Annotated in this window: 11 protein-coding genes, 1 tRNA gene and 1 pseudogene; 6 read left to right on the top strand and 7 right to left on the bottom strand. The window is 52.5% G+C overall.

The window, feature by feature from the left end; genetic code table 11:
- Nucleotides 1-282: 282 nt before the first annotated feature.
- Complete coding sequence (locus tag IDM48_RS02385) at nt 283-1,965, bottom strand: L-lactate permease (RefSeq protein ID WP_068170583.1); 1,683 nt, start codon at nt 1,963-1,965, stop codon at nt 283-285.
- 361 nt (nt 1,966-2,326) lie between these two features.
- On the opposite strand from IDM48_RS02385, the gene IDM48_RS02390 reads away from it, so the two are divergent.
- The 3 genes from IDM48_RS02390 to IDM48_RS02400 are packed head-to-tail and all read left to right on the top strand — an operon-like array spanning nt 2,327 to nt 5,405.
- Complete coding sequence (locus IDM48_RS02390; RefSeq protein ID WP_068170584.1) at nt 2,327-3,127, top strand: (Fe-S)-binding protein; 801 nt, start codon at nt 2,327-2,329, stop codon at nt 3,125-3,127.
- A 2-nt stretch (nt 3,128-3,129) separates the two neighbouring features.
- Nucleotides 3,130-4,764, top strand: a complete 1,635-nt coding sequence (locus IDM48_RS02395; RefSeq protein WP_190617882.1) for a LutB/LldF family L-lactate oxidation iron-sulfur protein — start codon at nt 3,130-3,132, stop codon at nt 4,762-4,764.
- A complete protein-coding gene (locus tag IDM48_RS02400; RefSeq protein WP_145173676.1) occupies nt 4,764-5,405 on the top strand; it encodes a LutC/YkgG family protein in 642 nt (213 codons plus the stop codon). The genes IDM48_RS02395 and IDM48_RS02400 overlap by 1 nt, the downstream gene beginning before the upstream one ends.
- Nucleotides 5,406-5,585: 180 nt before the next feature.
- Here the strand turns inward: IDM48_RS02400 and IDM48_RS02405 are convergent, their stop codons facing one another.
- Entirely contained in the window at nt 5,586-6,959 is a 1,374-nt protein-coding gene (locus IDM48_RS02405; protein WP_238398013.1) for a cation:proton antiporter, read from the bottom strand.
- A 128-nt stretch (nt 6,960-7,087) separates the two neighbouring features.
- Between IDM48_RS02405 and IDM48_RS02410 the strand changes: the two genes are divergently transcribed.
- The 3 genes and pseudogenes from IDM48_RS02410 (at nt 7,088) to IDM48_RS02420 (ending at nt 11,820) form a co-directional block, all read left to right on the top strand.
- On the top strand, nt 7,088-8,101 hold the full coding sequence (locus IDM48_RS02410; protein WP_190617884.1) for a hypothetical protein: 1,014 nt from the start codon (nt 7,088-7,090) through the stop codon (nt 8,099-8,101).
- 66 nt (nt 8,102-8,167) lie between these two features.
- Nucleotides 8,168-10,369 (top strand): MMPL family transporter, encoded by a 2,202-nt coding sequence (locus IDM48_RS02415; RefSeq protein ID WP_190617886.1) that lies wholly within the window; start codon nt 8,168-8,170, stop codon nt 10,367-10,369.
- 154 nt (nt 10,370-10,523) lie between these two features.
- A pseudogene (locus IDM48_RS02420) lies at nt 10,524-11,820 on the top strand (IS3 family transposase).
- 57 nt (nt 11,821-11,877) lie between these two features.
- On the opposite strand, the gene IDM48_RS02425 reads toward IDM48_RS02420, so the two are convergent.
- The 5 genes from IDM48_RS02425 to IDM48_RS02445 all read right to left on the bottom strand — a co-directional run bounded on the left by IDM48_RS02425 (nt 11,878) and on the right by IDM48_RS02445 (nt 19,725).
- A tRNA-Pro gene (locus tag IDM48_RS02425) sits at nt 11,878-11,951 on the bottom strand.
- Nucleotides 11,952-12,035: 84 nt separating this feature from the next.
- Complete coding sequence (locus IDM48_RS02430) at nt 12,036-14,945, bottom strand: FAD-binding and (Fe-S)-binding domain-containing protein (protein WP_190617888.1); 2,910 nt, start codon at nt 14,943-14,945, stop codon at nt 12,036-12,038.
- Nucleotides 14,946-15,046: 101 nt separating this feature from the next.
- Entirely contained in the window at nt 15,047-16,864 is a 1,818-nt protein-coding gene (locus IDM48_RS02435) for an ABC transporter ATP-binding protein (RefSeq protein ID WP_190617889.1), read from the bottom strand.
- Nucleotides 16,864-18,717 carry an ABC transporter ATP-binding protein gene (locus IDM48_RS02440; protein WP_190617891.1) on the bottom strand — a complete coding sequence of 618 codons (1,854 nt, stop codon included), beginning with the start codon at nt 18,715-18,717 and terminating at the stop codon, nt 16,864-16,866. Before IDM48_RS02440 ends, IDM48_RS02435 begins: the two co-directional genes overlap by 1 nt.
- 54 nt (nt 18,718-18,771) lie before the next feature.
- Nucleotides 18,772-19,725: a metallophosphoesterase gene (locus tag IDM48_RS02445; protein WP_190617892.1), complete on the bottom strand. Its 954-nt coding sequence runs from the start codon at nt 19,723-19,725 to the stop codon at nt 18,772-18,774.
- Between the last annotated feature and the right edge of the window lie 16 nt (nt 19,726-19,741).

Genomic DNA, 19,741 nt, shown 5'->3' on the forward strand with positions numbered 1-19,741 from the left:
TGCCTTTATTTTTGGATATTGGTCAGTCGGTAGAACCATAAAATATGCTCTTGTGCGGCTTGAGTATTACAACCCTCCTCAGCAGCCAGAATATTTCTGTGCTGGTGTTGGAGGGTCTTTTCGTGAAGTGACCACGCTTTTTCACTGTAGCTCTTATTCCGACTCCCGGATAATCGTAATCTGAGCCTTGCCGCGTGTATTTCTTGTTCTTAAAGCCCTTCAGCGGCATCTCCCCGCATGGGTGAATGCCGCTGAAGTGGTTAGCGTTACTAAATATATGAGTTAGTGCCCGGTAACCAAAAAATGCAAAACGTTAGTTTGGAGGAAGACCAGGGTGCAGACCGCAAGGAGGAACACCATGGACCAGGGGAGTACCGCCTTGAAAATCTCAGACTCCTTACCTTCCATATCCACTGCGGTAGCCGCAATAGCTAAGGACTGGGGTGAAATCATCTTACCGACAACACCACCCGTGGTGTTCGCAGCTAGCAAAAGCTCAGGAGTTACTCCGGTGACGCCCTGGTGGCTTAGGTTATCTGCAGCTGCTACCTGGAGCTTAGAGAAGAGAGCGTTCGCTGAGGTGTCGGATCCTGTTACTGCGGTACCAATCCATCCTAGCGAGGGGGCTAGGAAGGCATAGATTGGTCCAAGACCTGCAACAAATTCACCCATGGCTACAGTTTGGCCAGAGTAGTTCATGACATAAGCGAGAGCAAGAACCAAAACAATCGTCAGAGCGGAATAACGCATACGATACGCGGTGCGTCCGATTTCTTGAACGACATCGCCAAAGCGCAAGGCATAGCGACCCTTTTCGTTGAAAATCATGTAGAGAATAGCCACAATGATGCCCGAGATAAGCAGGAAGGAACCGGGGTTATTCAACCAAGTAAAAGAATAATCAGACTTGACTGGTTTACCGGCCGCAGTCACCAGTCGCTCTTTGAGCAAAGGCATATGCACGGCAACGTTGGTGGTCTTGAGCCAGGTAGCAACCCCGGTTGCCAGGTTAGCGATACCAAAGATGAGTACAACGATGGCATAGGGCATAAGAGCCATCCATACCCGCATAGGGGTGAGGTCGCTCTTGGCGTTTACATCCAAGGGTGGTAGGTTGTATCGCTCGCGCACCCCGGCAACACCACGAGGTTTCCAGAACCGAAGGAAGACTACAGCTACGCCAAGGGAAACAATGCAAGCAATAACGTCGGTCAGTTGGTAAGCGAAATAGGTCGCAGTAAACCACTGGGCAACGGCAAACGAAGCACCAATGATGACCGCAGGCACCCAAGCATCCTTAACGCCTTTCATTCCGTCCAAGATGAAAAGCAAAATGAGGGGAACAAAAAATGCTAAGAAAGGAGCCTGATGGCCAACGATAGCACCGATAGTTGCTGCATCTTTGCCACCAACTTCGCCAGCAGTAGTGATAGGGATTGCCACCGCGCCAAAAGCTACCGGAGCGGTATTAGCAATCAAAACCGTAATAGCGGCTTTAAGGGGTTTAACGCCCAGGGCCAAAATCATTGTGGCAGTAATTGCAACGGGTGCGCCGAAGCCAGCGAGAGCTTCCAACAGACCGCCGAAGCAGAAAGCGATGAGAATTGCCTGGATACGTAAATCTCCACCGCCAATAGCATCAAAGGTTCGACGGAGATCTTCAAAGCGTCCAGAGAGAACGGTAATTTGGTAAAACCAAATTGCCATGAGGATAACCCAGACGATGGGAAAAGCACCGTAAAGTCCACCGCGAATAGCGGACATGCCTGCCAAATCCCAGGGCATACTGAAGCCAAAGATTGCAACTAAGATCGCAACGATAAGCGACACTAAACCAGCGACGTGTGCACGGGCTTTTACACCCAGCAACATAATAAAGAAGGTGACTAAGGGCAGAGCTGCTACCGCTGCGGAAAGCCCAAGGCTTCCACCTACCGCGTCAGTTTCAGCGAAGAAAGTATTCATACTTTTCCTAGGAGAGGGGTCTTCGCGATTCCGCGAAGGTGCTATTTGATGTGTGATGTGGTCAGACCAGAAAATCTGTGAATAGTTTACTGTAGCCTATCTCACCGAGAGGCGGTGAAGAAAGATGAAAACCTCTTCAATTTTGGCGGTCAAGTCAGCTTTTTTGATGCATTTCATGCTGAAGTCTTTAATAAGTTAAGAAAAAATGCGCTTATTGCATTCGTAAGTACGCTTTCAAGCATGTTTAGATAGATGAAAAGTAAATTCATTAATTCTTGTCATGAGTACATCAACTTACGACAGAATATGGCCCAAATTATCGCTGCTGAAGCCAAAATCGCAGTAGTTATGGAGCGAGTCAATGCGAATAGCACTCTTTTCAACGTGCATCGTAGATGGTATGTATCCCAAAGTTGCGAAGGCAACTGTTGATATCCTCGAACGTCTTGGCCACGAAGTTGTGTATCCCCAAGGGCAGACTTGTTGCTCACAGATGCATGTGAACTCCGGGTACTTTGATGACGCTTACCCCATCGTCAAGAACCATGTGGAATCATTTGAAGAATGGGACTTTGATGTAGCCGTGGCTCCCTCGGGATCTTGCGTAGCTTCACTAGGTCACCAACAGCCAATGATTGCCCGTCACGGTGGCAATGAGGATCTCGCCAAACGAGCAGAGATGTTGGCCGATCGCACTTTTGAGCTTTCAAACTTGCTGATTGACGTTTTGGGCATCACCAATGCTTCCGAGCAGCTAGGTTCCTATTTCCCCCACCATGTAACTTTCCATAGTTCATGTCACGGTATGCGCCTTCTCCACTTAGGAACTCGCCAGCAGGACCTGTTGAGAACCGTTGAAGGTTTGGAATACACCCAAATTGAAGATATTGATCAGTGCTGTGGCTTCGGCGGAACTTTTTCCTTCAAAAATGCTGATACATCTGGCGCTATGGTTGCCGATAAGGTTATGCATATTGAAAAGACAGGGGCCAGCGTGTGTGCTGGAGGCGATGTCTCCTGTCTTATGAACATCGGTGGAGCACTTTCTCGTAAGAAGTCAGATGTTCGCACATTGCACTTTGCTGAAATCCTTGCCTCCACGAAGGAAAGCCCGCTAAAAATTGATGGACCTGTCTCACTGAGTATCGCAGGAGGAAAATAACCATGACAGCTGTATCTCTTGGAATGCCCCGCGTTTATCACGGTGAGGGCAACATCTTCGAAACCGAAGCATTCCCCAAGTATGCTGCGAAAGAGCTGACGAATGAACAGCTCCGTGCCAATCTGGGCTTTGCCACCCATAAGATTCGCACTAAGCGTGAACACGTGGTCGGTGAATTACCTGACTGGCAGGGTTTGCGTACTGCGGGTTCTATGATTAAACAGCGTGTTATGGCAAACCTTCCCGAATATCTTGAAATGTTCGAGAAGAACTTCACTGCTGCCGGTGGACACGTACATTGGGCACGGAACGCGGAAGAGGCTAACCAGATTGCCCTCGATTTGATTCGTGCGGAAGGTGTAGATGAAGTCATCAAGATTAAGTCCATGGCAACCGCGGAAACCGGACTCAATGAGTATCTGCGTGAAAATGGCGTTGAGGCTATCGAAACTGACTTGGCTGAAGAAATTGTCCAGCTAGCAGATGATCGACCTTCGCATATTTTGGTACCGGCAATCCACTTCAACCGCACCCAGATTCGCGATATTTTCCTGAAAAAGATTGATGGAGTGAGTGTTGACCTCTCCAATGATCCTGCCGATCTTGCGGAAGCTTCCCGAATCCGGTTGCGCGATAAGTTTCTCCAGTCCAAGGTTGCTGTCTCTGGCGTTAACTTCGGCATCGCAGAAACCGGTAGCTTAAGCATTGTCGAATCTGAAGGTAATGGACGTATGTGCCTCACCCTTCCAGATACTCTGATTTCCTTCATGGGCATCGAGAAACTTTTGCCTTCTTTCGAAGATTTTGAAGTCTTCCTCCAGCTGCTGCCACGTTCTTCTACAGGTGAACGCATGAACCCCTACACCTCCCTGTGGACAGGTGTAACCCCTGGAGACGGACCCCAGAACATGCACGTCATCCTTATCGATAACGGGCGTACTGCAGTACTTGACGATGAGGTTGGTCGTCAAGCTCTTCACTGCATTCGATGCTCAGCATGTATGAATGTTTGCCCCGTTTATGAGCGAGCAGGCGGACACGCCTACGGATCGACCTACCCCGGTCCTATTGGCGCGATTCTATCCCCCCAACTCGGTGGTATCGAAAATGAGTACAACTCCTCCTTGCCTTTTGCATCATCACTGTGTGGCGCCTGCTATGACGCATGCCCTGTGAAGATTAATATTCCCGATGTTCTCGTCCACCTCCGCGGCAAAGCGGTAGACCATGAGAAAGCTCAGGGTGACTTCAAGGGCGGAAAGAAAGACCCTCATTACCAGATGGATGCCATGATGTTTGGAGCCAAGCAACTGTTTAGCTCAGGCAAACTAATGTCTCTAGCTGAAAAGGGGCTTCCTATGTCTAAGCTGGTTACTGGTAAGGACCACAAGATTTCTAAATTCCCTGGTCTGGTGGGCGGATGGACTAAATATCGTGATATTCCTGAGCCACCCAAGGAATCATTCCGCAACTGGTGGAAGAAGGAAGCTCCCAAGGCTTCCCGACGTGATTCATCAGAGCGCGTGGACATCCAGGCTCTCATCGAACAGAATAAGGGCAAAGTCGTGGAGGCTCACCAGCAGGCCGAGCAACGGGGGCAGACCATCGCACACCCCGCAGAGGAGAAGGAACAATAATGAGCACCGCGAAAGAAGATATTTTAGGGCGTATACGTTCATCATTGAGCGATCATCCTTCACCCCCTGAGCCAATTCGTAACTATCGCCGAACTAGCAAGCTCTCCAAAGAAGCAACTTTGGAGATGCTGGTGGATCGCCTGATTGATTACAAGGCGAATGTTTTCTACGCTACCGAGGAAACCATCGCTCATCGGATTGACGAGCTCTTACAGGACGCCAGCCGCTATGTTGTTCCTGTGGGCATCAAGGAGTCATGGTTGCCTGAAGATACCGCGCGTCGATCGAGAATCTTTGACGCTGGTAACCTCAAGAAGGCAGGTACTCTATCCACTCGTGAACTCGACAGTGTCAATGCTGTGGTGACTAACTCCACCGTTTCTTGCGCTGAGACAGGCACTATCTTCCTGAACACCAATTCTGATGAGGGACGTCGAGCAATTACCTTGGTTCCCGACCATCATATTTGCGTGGTAAAGGAAGACACTATTGTTGAACTTATTCCTGAAGCGTTTGAACGTATCGATTACAAACGTCCAGTGACCATGATTTCTGGTCCCTCGGCAACAAGCGATATCGAATTAATTCGTGTGGAGGGTGTCCATGGTCCGCGTACTTTGGACGTCATTATTCTCCAATAATTTGAATTCTTTTTGCTTAAGCGATGCGTAGCGAAGTAGCAAGACCACCCCGGTTGACCTGCTTGTAAAACAAATCTTGTGAAAGTACATGACCCTCGTAAAGATACATAATTACATGTGTATCTTTACCAGGGTCATGTACTTTTCACCAGTAGTTAGTCCAACTAAAAAGTAGGGTTCTTAGTTGGTCTTCTCAGTAGCCTTCGAAGGCTTAACCACCGGTATCGTAGAAGTTACCGTGCGTACGGTTTTCGTGCGCTCACTCTTTTTCCGATTAATTTTCTCTTTAGTGCTACTCACCTGTGGTTCTTTAACCGTTGATCCAAAAATTCGGTGTATTGCTGTTGCCTGCAAGGGAAAAATAAGGATGGTCAGAGCCCCGCCTGCTACCAACAGTGAGGCGGCTTTTTCTGAAATGAGTGCATTATGGAGCGCTACGTTGGTGACTGCCACCAGAATGGGCAGTCCCGCCGCTGCGTAGAGCCCCAGCTGAACCCGCTCATGGGTAGATTCCAAACCGGAGTGGGTATTAAAGAAGATTTCGCAGAGGACGACGGGAAGCCCGCGCACTGTCAAGAGCGCAAAGACGATTCCGATGAGCACGAGTGGTTCTTCGGCGAGGACTGAAACCTTGATACCCATGCCGGAACAGACGAAAAATAGTGGGATGAGGAAGCTGAACCCCAGCACGTCAAGACGCTTAGAGAAAGGCTCAAAGGCACCGTGAGGCGTGAGAGAGCGTAATATGATGCCCGCAGCAAATGCCCCCAGCACTACATCGAGTTCAAAGACCGCAGCGGCCATCATCAGAGTCACTAAAATAAGCATGGCAAGGCGCAACATGGTTTGGGTGGTGGCGCTGGCGTTTGCCGCCATTGTGCGGCGTAATCCCGGAATATGCTCGAAAGCGCGGTGAGGAACTACTGCGGTAATAAAAGCCACCAGCATGAAACCCAGCAGAATGAGCACGGAAATTAGCGTGTTATGGCGGGAGAGGAGCAACGCCATAGCAAAGATAGGAAGTACCTCACCGATGGCGCCGTGAATTAAGATAGCATCACCTAATCGAGTGCCCGTCTTACCGTTATTACGCACCATCGGCAAGATAGTGCCCAGCGCAGTAGAGGTGAGCGCAATAGCAAACACCGCCATCTCATCGATGCCTTCCGCCCATCCGGTGACTACCCCGCCAACTACCAGCCCCAGGGCAAAACTCACCAACCAGGTGCCCGCAGCAAATCCGCCCTGGCGCGTTTTGAGGGCGCTGGCATTGACTTCATAACCGGCAATAAGAAAAAGAATGCCTAACCCTAAATCTTTCAGCAGAGAGACACCGTTGGACGTATCTGCCAGTCCTAGCGCGTGGGGGCCGATGATAATGCCCAGTACTAGAAGGATGACGACGTCGGGTAACTTCTTACCGGTCATGGAAGAAATCAAGGGCGAGAGCATCGCAGCCAGCGCAATCCAGAACATTGAGATATAAGCGCTGGTGTTTGCCGTTTCAGAGCTGGCGAGTAGCGCAGCGTGAGAGACAGCGTAAGCAGTGTTCACAATGAGTTCCTTGAGTTCGGGGAGAAGACCTGCACATTCTATTCTCTTTTGCGGGTTGCCTCCAAAGTGGAGGCACCCAAGGTAGGCTGTACCTCGTCACCCCTGTTTCACCCTATGAGGAGCCATGAATGACCGCTGCATTTTCCCCAGGCGGCAGACTCATCGGTATCGATATAGCACGTTGTGTGGCGCTATTGAGTATGTTTGTAGCGCATACCGCGCCTTCCCCCGGTCCCGCCGGCGTCCTGAATCTCACAGAGTTTCTTACCGTAGCGCTTTTTGCCCTATTAGTGGGTGTGTCTGCTGATCTTTCTGCCGACCGCATGACATTTTCTGCTCTTTTTGCCGGTTCGGTGGTGAGAGCTCTCGCACTGATTTTTCTCGGATTATGGTCTGATACCTGGGGCGCGCAGGTTGATAATGTTCTGCCTTATTTGGGGGTGTTGAGTCTTTTTGCGGCTCTTTTGGTTTATTTACCGACGGTGGTGCTAGCGGTGTTGGCCCTTCTTTTTTGGTGGTTTACTCCCTGGGCTATCACTGCTTTTGAGGAGCTGCATGTGCAGCTTTATCAGTCGGGCTCATGGATGCACTATCTGACCCTGTGGATGTTCGAAGGGTCTTCTTATCGTGTCTTTACCATGCTGGGGTGGGCGTGCGCTGGAATTGTTCTGATTCGTTTGATGCACCGGTGGGGAGCCGTCGGTGACATAGCCGGCGCTCTGGTCTTTACCCTGGCGGCGGGCTCTACGTGGTGGTATGCCAGCCAACAGTTCGAGTTCTTCCCCTATACCGGTAACCGCTGGGAAGTGGGGTTCGATATGCTCCTGGCGGTAGCCATCGTCTGCTGGTGCTCCCTCCTTGCTCGTATCTTCAGCTCCCGGCCGTCTGCTCTAGAACCATTAGCTGTCACCGGTCGAATGACCCTCACCCTCTATCTCGCTCAACTGGCTTTGCTGGCGGGGTATGTGAAGCTGGCGCAAGAGAAAAGCTGGGGAGGTACTGACGATTCATGGTGGGTCATGGCAGGGCTCATCATCTTCGCCCTCGTCTTTGCGAACCTTTGGCACCGTTTACTCGGTGGGACCTTTGCAGCCCGAGGGCCTGTGGAGACCGTTTTGGGATGGGTTTCCGGACGCCGCTAGGTAAGATACCCCAACTTTGTATAGGGTGGAGGGTAACCATCGTCGTCTTCCCCACCAAGGCTTTTCATGCCCTCTTCAAGTACCTCAGCCCCTACTCAACAAAGGCCGAAGAACTGGTTACGTGTACTTCTCGCCGCCGCTCTTGTCATTGTATGGATCGGCGTAGCTGGTACTGGCGGACCTTACTTTGGCAAAATCTCCGAAGTCTCCACCAACTCTTCCACGGACTTTCTCCCCGCTTCCTCGGATTCCACGAAGGTTGCCCAGCAGATTACTGACTTTTATGATTCAGATTCTGCCCCTGCCATCATTCTGTTTGAATCTGATCAGAAACTGAGCAAGGAGCAGAACGCCTATCTGCAGTCCCTGCCTGAAAAATTTAAGGACGCCGGAGTAGCCTTTGACCAGGCGTCCCCGGTAATCCCCTCTGAGGACGGCAAAGCCGCGCAAATCGTCATTCCGCTAAGTGACCCTGAGGCGCTGGCAGATAACGTCGAGACCATCCGTTCGGAAATCGAGAACGCACCCGAAGGTCTAGAAGGCTATGTGACGGGACCTGCCGGTTTCGCCTCTGATCTCACGCAGGCGTTTGCCGGCATCGATGGCATTTTACTGCTGGTAGCCCTCGCCGTAGTCTTCGTTATCCTTCTCATTGTTTACCGCTCACCTATCTTGCCCCTCATCGTGTTGATGTCCTCCATGGTCGCGCTCTCTGGCGCAATCTTTGTGGTCTGGCATATGGCAGATGCTGGTTGGGTGAAAATCAACGGGCAGGTTCAGGGCATTTTGCTTATCCTGGTGGTAGGCGCCGCCACCGATTACGCCCTGCTCTACGTGGCGCGCTACCGTGAGGCACTCATCGCCCACCAGAATCGTTTTGCCGCTACCAAGGCAGCATGGCGCGGTTCGATTGAGCCCATTGCAGCATCGGGCGGTACCGTCATCGCCGGTTTGCTGTGCCTGCTTTTCTCCGAGCTTGCTTCCAACAAGGCACTGGGCCCTGTAGCGGCTACCGGTATTGTGCTGGCAATGCTGGCATCTTTGACCTTCCTCCCCGCAGCGCTCGCCCTGTGCGGACGCGCGGTGTTCTGGCCCGCGCGTCCTCGATTCGACTGCCATGCCGTTGAGCACGGTGTGGAACATGACTCGAAGCTGTGGACCAAGATTGCAGATTTTGTGGCAGCAAAACCCCGCCCCATCTGGATAGTTTGCTTTGTTGGGCTCGCGATTTTTGTGGTAGTTTCCACCGGCTTCAAAGCTGAGGGTGTTCGCCAGTCTGATTTGGTCTTGGGCGGTTCCCAAGCGTCAACTGGACAGGAAGTTTTGGCTGAGCACTTCCCCGGCGGCTCAGGTACACCGGCTAACGTGATTCTGCCTGCGGCAGATGAAGCCAAAGCGGTGGACGCCATTGAGCAGCTTGCAGGTGTCTCCTCCGTTGCGGTAGTTTCGCAAGATTCGCCGTCGGGCACCATCCCGGTGGGGGAGAGCGCCAAGAACGTGCCACCCATGATTGCTAACGCACAACCTACTGAATCTAATGGTCGCATCTTAATGCAGGTAACCTTATCCGACCCCGCTGACTCCCAGGCAGCTACCGATACCGTGGTACAGATGCGGGAGAAGCTAAAGAGCGTCTCACCCGATGCACTCGTGGGTGGAGACACCGCTTCAGATCACGACACGATTGTCTCGGCTCAACGTGATAGAGCGGTCATTATCCCCATCGTTTTGGTTGTCATTACGCTGATTCTGATGTTGTTACTACGCTCCATCGTGGCGCCCATTCTGCTGGTTGTCATCACCCTGATGTCTTACCTGGCTACTTTGGGTATCGCTACTTTGGTCTTTGACCACCTGTTCAAATTCCCCGGTGCAGATCCCTCAGTACCTCTCTACGGGTTCGTTTTCTTGGTAGCACTGGGTATTGATTACACCATCTTCTTGATGACGCGCGTGCGAGAAGAATCGCTCAAGATAGGCACGCGCCCCGGTATGCGCCGTGGTTTGATTGCTACCGGCGGTGTGATTACCTCAGCGGGTATCGTGCTGGCGGCAACCTTCGCGGCATTGGCAGTAATTCCGCTGATGTTCATGGTGCAGCTAGCGTTTATCGTTGCCTTTGGCGTGCTACTCGATGCCACGCTGGTGCGAGCTTTCTTCGTCCCCGCGCTAGTAGAAGATATTGGACGCAAGGTTTGGTGGCCCTCTCGCCTGTCTAAGGAGGAGCGCGTTTCTCCCAACGAGTTTGACCGCCCCGAGGTGCGCTAACTAGCCGTTCTCTCAGAGACAAAGAAAAAGCCCCAGAAACTTCATGTTTGAACTGCTCCCCATTAGTTGGACTGAGAAATCAGTTTCTAACTAGTGGGGAGTATTTTTTTGAGAGCACGAAGTTCTTTGAGTGAATCTCAGCGCGAGCAGCTCGTTGATTTGTTTGAGCAAGGGCTGGGCTATGCGGCAGCGGCTCATCGGTTAGGAGTTGGCCTCTATTCTGTAAAGAGATTTGAGCGTCGTTTCAAGCTGCATGGCAGACTATGTCTTGTGGAGAGACCAACTAAGCAGCACTTTTCCTTCGAGGTGAAGAAGGAAGTCGTCGATCGGTTCATTGCCGGCCAGTCCAAGATGGAACTGGCTCGGGAGTTTGGTTTGTCATCGGATCAACTTGTCGCTAATTGGGTGAGGGCTTGGCGTGCGGGTGGCGATGAAGCGTTGCAGCCGAAACCGAAGGGACGACCGAAAGGCAGCGCCCGCTCGACACCGTTGACCGAGGAAGATCGGCTCCGCCGAGAGGTGGAGAAACTACGGGCAGAAAATGCGTACTTAAAAAAATTGCGGGACTTGAGGAACCAGCGACGAGGCTGAAAGTAGAAGCTATCGTCATCCTCAAGTCAGCCCACCGCCTGGAGGACCTACTGGTTGCGGCAGGTCTTGCCCGGTCAACATTTTTCTATCACCAACAACGCCTCACCATGGCTGATAAACATGCCCAGCTCAAGCAGGCAATCGTCGATGTCTTTGAGCGTATGAACCGTCGTTATGGTTACCGGCGGGTGCATGCTCAGCTACGCCGGGAAGGATGGGTGGTCAACCATAAGCTGGTCTACAAGCTCATGGATCAACTAGGGCTTAAATCCAAGATCAGGGCGAAAAAGAAGTACAACTCGTACAAAGGCACGGTAAGTCACATCGCAAGCAATGTGTTGAATCGATGTTTCACACCTGATGAGCCAAATACGGTGTGGGCAAGTGACGTCACGGAGTTTCGCGTTGCTGGCACCAAGGTCTACCTGTCGCCGATCATGGACTTATGCGATCGGTCGATCGTGTCGTACAGCATTTCAACCTCACCGAATACGGCGTTTACGTCGCAATCTTTACGCGATGCCATCGCGCAAGAATCACCAGATAAAGGTTTGCTTGTACATACCGACCAAGGATTCCAATATCAACATTCCAGCTGGCGCACACTCATCACAGCTATCGGTGGCACACAATCGATGTCAAGGAAAGGAAACTGTTACGACAATGCGGTAATGGAAAACTTCTTCGGACACCTCAAATCAGAGATGTACCACGGGGAATCATTCACCAGTCTGGAGACGTTCTACCACGCAATTGATGACTACATCCGTTGGTACAACCATGAACGCATCCAAAAACGACTCAAGGGCCTGACTCCGATGCAATACCGGAACCAGACCCTAAAGCCTCTAACCGCCTAGAATAAAACCAGTCCAACTTTCGGGGGCCAGTTCAGTTTCTGGGGCTTTTCTATTCTGTCGGGATGACAGGATTTGAACCTGCGGCCTCGTCGTCCCGAACGACGCGCGCTACCAAGCTGCGCCACATCCCGATTGTTAACTTCACAGAAGAATCTGCAAGCAACTGTTCTATTTTAGCGCAAAGTGCACACTGCGCAAAGAAGGGGGTGTGTGAGCTAGCGCGTAGCGCGCTCCAACAGCTGCAAAATATTTTGATAAGTATGCCCGGTAGCTTCGGTCATTCCCTGCTCGCAGGTGCGGTTAGAAGAAGCATAGGCAGCATATTCTCGGGCATTGACTTCTGCAGTTTCCGCGCGAGTAGCCGAAGCGGTCAGCTCAGGATGAAGCATTCCACGGTCGCCAGCATAGGCGCAGCACCCCCAGTTCAAGGGGACGACGGCGTCCTCAGACAGTGCCTGTGCAATCATCTCGAACTGGGGCTGAATGCCCAGGTGAGTCATGGAACAGGTGGGGTGAAGTACCAACGAATCGAGTTTATGCTTGACCTCTAATCGGGGAAGTATCTGCTCGGCAGTAAAAGCTACGGCATCTATGAACTCAATACGAGAGAAATCGGGCTCATCGGCGTCTAGGGAACGTCCTGCCTGATATTCCGCGGCTGCGCGGACCTTAGCCTTCATGGTTTCTAGACCCTCGGTACAGGACGTTGCATCGCAGACCACCGGTAGCCGTCCACCGCGCGTCGCCAACCAGAGATTCTGCAAGACTCGATCGCTCATCACCTGATATCCCGAGGTAAAACCCTTGGATTTCCAGGGCGTGCCGCAACACATCGCCTCAATACCTGTGGGGATATTGAACTCAATTCCTGCCCGCTCACACAGCAGCTCGAAAGCCTGGGAAGCATTGGTTTCATCTGCCTTGCCCCGGTGGTCAACGCCACCAAACATTGCGTTGACGCAGGCGGGGAAGAACACGATTTCCGCCAGTGGGTTCGCGCGGGGCTGGCGCCGCCGTCCACCGGCAGGTAACTGCGCGTTGTACTGGGGAACCGTATCTTCATCGAGCACTTTGCGGGCGATTTGGGTGGCTGTGCGGGGGAGGAGCGACGGCACCAGATGAGCGAGGTTGAGCGCCTGAGAGGCAGCAGGGGCGAGAGCTCCCCAGCCCTGAGCCGCTACCTTCCACCCCTGTGCAGCCACAGGGTTTTGATTTTTGGCACGCAGGTCTCGGATGAGGTCACCGGTATTGATGTGCACGGGGCAGCGTGTCAGGCACATACCATCAACCGCGCACGTCTCAATACCCGAGTAACGGTAGTCATGCTGGAGCCGGTTCAGTAACTCGGTATCCCCGGCTGCCTCAGCATTTTTCATTTCCCGCCGAATCACAATGCGCTGGCGTGGTGTCAGCGTGAGGTCCTTGGACGGGCATGCTGGCTCGCAATATCCGCACTCCACACAACGGTCGACGGTATCTTCTACTTCTTCTGCAACCTTGAGGTTCTGAACTAGTGATTGCTTATCTTCGTTGATGAGCACACCGGGGTTGAGCATGCCGGTGGGGTCAATGAGGCGTTTGATAGCTACCATGATTTCATAGAGCTCATCCCCGTACTGCTGGCGCACGAACGGAGCCATAATCCGACCCGTTCCGTGTTCTGCCTTGAGCGAGCCGGCATTTCCGAGAATCAGTTCTACCATGTCCTCGGTAAAGGCTTGATAGCGGCTGAGTTGGGCGGCATCATTAAACTGCTCGTTGAGCATGAAATGAATATTGCCGTCCTTCGCGTGGCCGAAGATGACGGAGTCCCGGTAGCCGTGCTGGTCGAACAATTCGCTGAGATTTCTACAGGTCTCTCCTAGCTGTTGGACGGGTACGACGACGTCCTCAAGCAGCGCGTTGGTACCTGAGGGGCGGTTGCCCGCAACCGTGGTGTAGAGCCCGCGGCGTGCAGCCCAGAGCTTATTGCGCTCTGCTGGGTTCGAGCTCATTGTTACCGGAGACGCTAAATCAAGCGATTTCCAGAGCGGTTCGGCGCGGTGGGAAAGCTCATCAATCTCACCCTGGGTTTGCCCCTGAAATTCTACGAGCACTGCCGCGTGGTTCTCTACATTAATCTGTGCCAGCGCATCGGCTACCAAACCGGTTCGCTGAGCTACCCGGATAGAGGTGGCATCCAGCAATTCGGCGGTAGCTGTGTCGTGAGCTATCAAATCAGGAATGGACTCAGAGGCGTCAATCAGATTTTTGAAAACCAACAAACCCGTGGTGACAGCTGGCAAAATGGGGAGGGTTCGATAGGTCGCCGAGGCAATAAATCCTAGGGTTCCCTCTGAGCCAATCAGCAGATGTTCCAGAATATCCACAGGTTTTTCAAAATCCAGAAAAGCATTGATGCCGTAGCCCATGGTGTTCTTCATAGAGAACTGCTGGCGGATTTTATCGACAGAGGCAGGATTTTCTACTACCCGCTTGCGCAGGCGAATAAGTCCTTCGTGGATCTCAGGTTCTTGTTCGCGTAACTGGGCATCGGCATCGTGGTCTGCTGTATCAATGACGGTGCCAGAAGGCAGCACGAACACCATAGAATCCAGTGTGTTATAGGTGTTGAACTCGGTGCCAGAACTCATTCCCGAGGAATTGTTAGCGACTACTCCACCGATGGTGCATGCGGACCAGGACGCCGGATCGGGCCCTAACTTATATCCGTAGGGCGCCAGATGGTTGTTGACCATCATGACCGTAGCACCGGGTGCAACCCGGACTCGCCGTCCTGAATCAAGTACCTCAATCTTCTTGAAGTGCTTGCGGGTATCCAGCAAAATACCGTCAGAAGAAGATTGACCAGACAGCGATGTACCCCCGGAACGGAAAGCTAGAGGGATCTGATGCTCGCGGGCAGCAGCGAAAATTTTACCGATGTCCTGGGCATTTTCGGGTCGAACAATACCGCCGGGTACCAAAAGATAATGCGAGGCATCGTGGGCAATTGCTAACCGGTCAATCTCTCGCCCTGAAAAGTTCTTTTCATCCATCGCACCCTGCAACGCCGAGGTGAGCTTGATAAAGTCCTCCTGCACTCCATTTTTGAGTGCATCAGGAGTATGAGTCACGGTGGGCATAATTGACCTCGCACACTAGGGGATATTTCTTTCACTCTAGTCTGTTTGAACAGGAAAGCGGAGAATTATTAAGTCATTTTCATATGCCCGAATAGGTATTTCTACGCTGCCATGGCGTCGTCCCACGCCTGAACCATCTGGGCGAATTTGCCGGTGCCAGCGGTCAATTCCGCCGGAGAGCCGTCTTCAATAATGCGTCCGTCATCCACCACCAAGACTCTGTCCGAATCCAGAACGGTAGAGAGCCTATGGGCAATAACGAACGAGGTGCGCCCGTCCAGTAATTTTGCCAATCCTTCTTGAACGAGTCGTTCGGTAGGAATATCCAGCGATGCCGTCGCCTCATCCAAAATGAGCACCGCAGGATTCACTAAGAATGCCCGGGCAAAGGAAATCAGCTGTCTCTGACCAGCAGAAACACGTCCGCCGCGCTGCGCTAGATTGGTTGAATAACCCTCCGGTAAAGACATGATGAAGTCGTGGGCGCCTACTTTGCGAGCGGCCTCTTCTACTTCTTCATCGCTCGCATCGGGGCGTGCTAAGCGAATATTATCGGCAACCGTGCCTTGAAAGAGGAATGCCTCCTGCGTCACCATCACTACCTCCTGGCGCAACTGCGCATCAAGGAGCTCTCTAATATCGACGCCATCCAGTAGCAACCTGCCTTCGGTCAGGTCATAAAAGCGAGCAACGAGTTTGGCTATGGTTGATTTACCCGCTCCGGTTTTCCCGACGAGCGCGACATGCTGCCCCGCAGGCACGGTGAGGTTGAAGGGGTGAAGTGCCGGGCGACCTTCAATGTAGCTAAATGAAGCGTTCTCAAAAACAACTTCACCTTGAGCTGGGCTTCTGCGTTCAATCGGATGCTCAGGATCAGCTACCGTTGGTTTTTCGGCTAAGAAACCTGAGACCTTTTCCAATGCGGAGACCGCTGACTGAAACATGTTGTAAAAGTCAGAGAGCATCACCACAGGTTCGAAAACACGGGTTGAATAAATGGTCAGAGCCAGTAGCGTACCTACCTGCATACTGCCGCCGAGCACAGCATACCCACCAATAATCAGAGCGGCTCCCACAAAGATATTGCCCAGCGCAATCAGAGTGGGCATGTAGATGCCATTGAGTTTGATTGAGTCCATGACTTTCACGCGGAGGTCTTCGGCTTCAACACCGAATTTATCGCGTGATTCTGCCTCTGAACCGAATGCCTTGACCGCGCTGATTCCGGTGAATGTTTCGACAAAGCGACCAATCAACCGGGCATTAGCTACTCGTTGAGCACGATAGGCAAGGGTGGAATGCTTGCGGAACCATTTCGTCAGGAAAAACAGCGGAATGGCAGCAACGAGCAAACCGAGCCCTGCCCGCCAGTCCAGCAGAATGATTGCAACAACGGTAAAACACATGTAGAGCAGGGTTGATGCAACCTGCGAGAGTCCCGAATCGAGAAAGGCTTTGAGCGTATCGAGATCAGAAGTCAATCGTGAGACTACCCGCCCCGAGGTATATGTCTCGTGAAAACCAACAGAGAGGGTTTGAGCCTGGGCAAACATGCGTTGTCGCAGGTCAAAGAGCGCCTTTTGAGAAACGCGGGCGGTCAAAACGGTATTGAAATAGAGCGTGATAGCCGAGACGGCGGCCACCCCAAAATAAATCACAACAACTGTTGTGGCGGGCGCACCGTTTCCTTCTACCAGCGGCGTAATAGTGCGGTTGATTCCGTAGGAAAGGAGCAGGGGCAAGGCGGTGGAGAGGATTTCCGAGACGACTACCAGCGCAATCGTCCAGATCAGTTCCTTCTTCAGCGGTTTCAGCACAGATTTCAAAAGCGCCATCGACCGCGCCCGAACCTCTTTTTGTTCCTGCGCCGAGAGTTTCACGCGGTCTTCCGCCAGCGGAGCCATTGAACCGTGAGGCATTAGAGCACCTCCTGATTCTGCGAAGTATGGTTTTTCGCCGTTGAATCGTCGGGGTTCAGCAACATTAACCGGGCATAGGCAGGGTTCTTCATCAATTCGCTATGGGTTCCTATCGCGGCAATCCGTCCTTTATCGAGGAGCGCCACTCGATCAGCTAACGCAACCGTAGAGGGGCGGTGGGCGGTAATGATTGTCGTCGTATTCTTGAGTTGCTCTTTGAGCATGCCCACCACCGCTTCCTCTGTGTTCACATCTAGTGCTGAGAGCGGATCGTCTAAGAGTAGGACGCGCGGGTCGCAAGCGATAGCGCGCGCCAGCGAGAGGCGTTGCCGCTGACCGCCAGATAGACTCATGCCTTCTTCGCCAATGAGAGTCTCGACGCCGTCGGGCAGTGTGTCTACGAAATCTGAAGCGGACACGCGCAGGGCTGTGGCGACGATAGACTCCAGTTCTTCAGAGTTGAATTTTTCGGTTTCAACCCCCATGAGAACATTCTCGCGAACCGATGAGGAAAAGAGAACGGGCTCTTCAAAAGCAATAGCCATCTGCGCGCGTAGCTCAGGCAAAGGAATAGTTGAGATATCTGTGTTATCCAGCAGTACCTTCCCTCGGGTGGGTGCATATAGGCGGGGGATGAGCTGCAAAACCGTGGACTTTCCGCTGCCGGTAGAACCCACCAGCGCGAGAATTTCGCCGGGAGCGACGTCGAGGGTCAGTTCGTGAAGAACCTCTTTTTTACCCCTGCCAAAAGTGAAGCTGACATGCTCGAACTTTACACCTGCGGCGTCGTGCCTGCTCACTTGCGGGGTAGTAACTCCGCTGACCAGAAGAACATCCTCGCCCACTGGTTCCTGCATAATTTCGCGGTGACGTTCCATGGCAACTTTGGAGTCCAGCCACATACTAATGAGCATTCCCGCACGTTGAATCTGGGGAGTCAATACTGCGGTCGTGGCAAAGTACGCGGTGAGTTCGCCGAGGGACAATTTCTCTTGCGCCACCTGATGAATACCCACAAAGAGCGAAATCGCCATAGTGACTGCTGTGATGCTGATGGTTTTCACCAACATGCTACCCACCGCTTGAGAGCGGGCGATTTCGGTATTCATAAGAGTTGAAGCTTGCGCCGTAAAACGGGAGAGCGAGTTTTGTCCCTGCCCCAGTGCCTTCAGCACGCGAATACCCTGTACCGATTCTTCAACAGACGTTGCCAAATCACCCGACTGTTGCTGTACGCTGCGGGTCAGGCTCTTCATCGTCCTCACAAACAACCACAGCGTCAGCAACATAAAGGGCACCGAGCACAGATATATCAGCCCCAACAACCAGGAGCCTCGAAACAAATAAAACAGACCAGCCGCAAGCATCACGGTGGAAGAAATGGACTGAATAGAACCAAACGCTATCCAGCGGCGCATCAATGACAGGTCTGAGGTTGAACGGGTCAGCAGCTGCCCCGACGGCCAGTGGTCATGGAAAGCTGCAGGCATACGCATGAGGTGGTCGAAGAGAGACATCCGCATGCTCATCTCGACGGTCGACGCCTGGTCAATCACCAGCATGCGGCGGACAAAAATGAGACCTGCTTGGAGTAGCCCGAGCCCAATCATCAGCAAACCACCGGCCCAGACCGTGGAACCTGACGGGTTTTCGTTTGCCACCAGATGATCCACAATCCACGCCAAAACCTGCGGAATGGAAATACCAATAACTGACGCACAAATCGCAACCGCCACACCTGTCAGCCACTTGGCGCGAATGGGCTTCATATACTGCCACAGCGTAAGGTTTTGCGGCTGATCAACAACGGTGGGAGGAGGAACGGGCAGATGGGAGGTGTGGATCAGGCTCATAGGGATTTACTTTACCCCTATGAGCCTGATGACAGTTTGTGTTTCTCTGCTGGTTTATTGACGCGCAGCGGTAAGCGTCACTACCACTGCTTCTGGTGGGCAGAACAAGCGAACTGCAGCAAAGCGAGAGGTGCCCAAACCTGCAGAAACTTCCACGGGTACGCCTGACTGCAGGGACACTCCCTTCGCGCGGGATGGATCCAAATCACAGTTTGAAACCAGGGCTTTTCCGCCGGGTAGGCAAACCTGCCCACCGTGGGTGTGCCCGGCAAAGATTGCTTGAGCGCCGTCGTCCACAAACCGAGTGAGCGTGCGCATATAGGGTGCGTGGCACACCCCCAAACGAACAGACGGCGCAGGTTCTGTATCAAAAGCAGTGGGGGAGAACCCCGGGTGACGGTCGAATTCCAGGTGGGGATCATCCACACCGGAGAACTCTAAACGCAACCCATTGAGGGTCAATGTGTCGAAGCGGTTGATGAGTCCTACCCAGCCGCGAGCGTCAAAAGCGTCGTGCATATCTTGGGTTGGTAGGCGCTCCTTAGAAGGGTCCACGCCCTCATCAGAAGTAGATTCTTTCCACAGATACCGTGCGGGGTTTTTGAAAACCGGCGCGTAGTAGCAGTTAGACCCTGGCACATAGACGCCGGGGAAATCCAACAGCGGATCCAACGCATTTAGCAGAGAGGGCAGAGCTTTCATATGTGAGAGATTGTCACCGGTGTTGATGACCAAATCAGGATTGATTTCAGCCAGCGAATGCATAAATTCATGCTTCTTCTTTTGACCGGGAACCATATGCATATCTGAGATATGCAAAATGGTGAAATCATCAGATCCGGCAGGCAGAATCGGCAAGGTTTCGTGCCGTATCTGGAAATTGTTGAGCTCAATAAAGTGAGCATATGCGAGGGTGGCGGCCCCTGCGAAAGATCCCGCAGCGGTCAGGGCGCCAACGCCCTTAGCCACAGAAACAGCAGAAGCCGCCACATTGGTGGAATTCACCATGAATATATTTTCTCCT

Origin of the sequence: Rothia amarae, assembly GCF_014705945.2 — a bacterium.
Taxonomy (GTDB): Bacteria; Actinomycetota; Actinomycetes; order Actinomycetales; family Micrococcaceae; genus Rothia; species Rothia amarae.

Coding starts and splice junctions, on each gene's coding strand:
- IDM48_RS02390 (WP_068170584.1), top strand. CDS start 2,327: ATGCGAATAGCACTCTTTTCAACGTGCATCGTAGATGGTATGTATCCC.
- IDM48_RS02445 (WP_190617892.1), bottom strand. CDS start 19,725: ATGGTGAATTCCACCAATGTGGCGGCTTCTGCTGTTTCTGTGGCTAAG.
- IDM48_RS02400 (WP_145173676.1), top strand. CDS start 4,764: ATGAGCACCGCGAAAGAAGATATTTTAGGGCGTATACGTTCATCATTG.
- IDM48_RS02385 (WP_068170583.1), bottom strand. CDS start 1,965: ATGAATACTTTCTTCGCTGAAACTGACGCGGTAGGTGGAAGCCTTGGG.
- IDM48_RS02430 (WP_190617888.1), bottom strand. CDS start 14,945: ATGCCCACCGTGACTCATACTCCTGATGCACTCAAAAATGGAGTGCAG.
- IDM48_RS02440 (WP_190617891.1), bottom strand. CDS start 18,717: ATGAGCCTGATCCACACCTCCCATCTGCCCGTTCCTCCTCCCACCGTT.
- IDM48_RS02395 (WP_190617882.1), top strand. CDS start 3,130: ATGACAGCTGTATCTCTTGGAATGCCCCGCGTTTATCACGGTGAGGGC.
- IDM48_RS02410 (WP_190617884.1), top strand. CDS start 7,088: ATGACCGCTGCATTTTCCCCAGGCGGCAGACTCATCGGTATCGATATA.
- IDM48_RS02435 (WP_190617889.1), bottom strand. CDS start 16,864: ATGCCTCACGGTTCAATGGCTCCGCTGGCGGAAGACCGCGTGAAACTC.
- IDM48_RS02415 (WP_190617886.1), top strand. CDS start 8,168: ATGCCCTCTTCAAGTACCTCAGCCCCTACTCAACAAAGGCCGAAGAAC.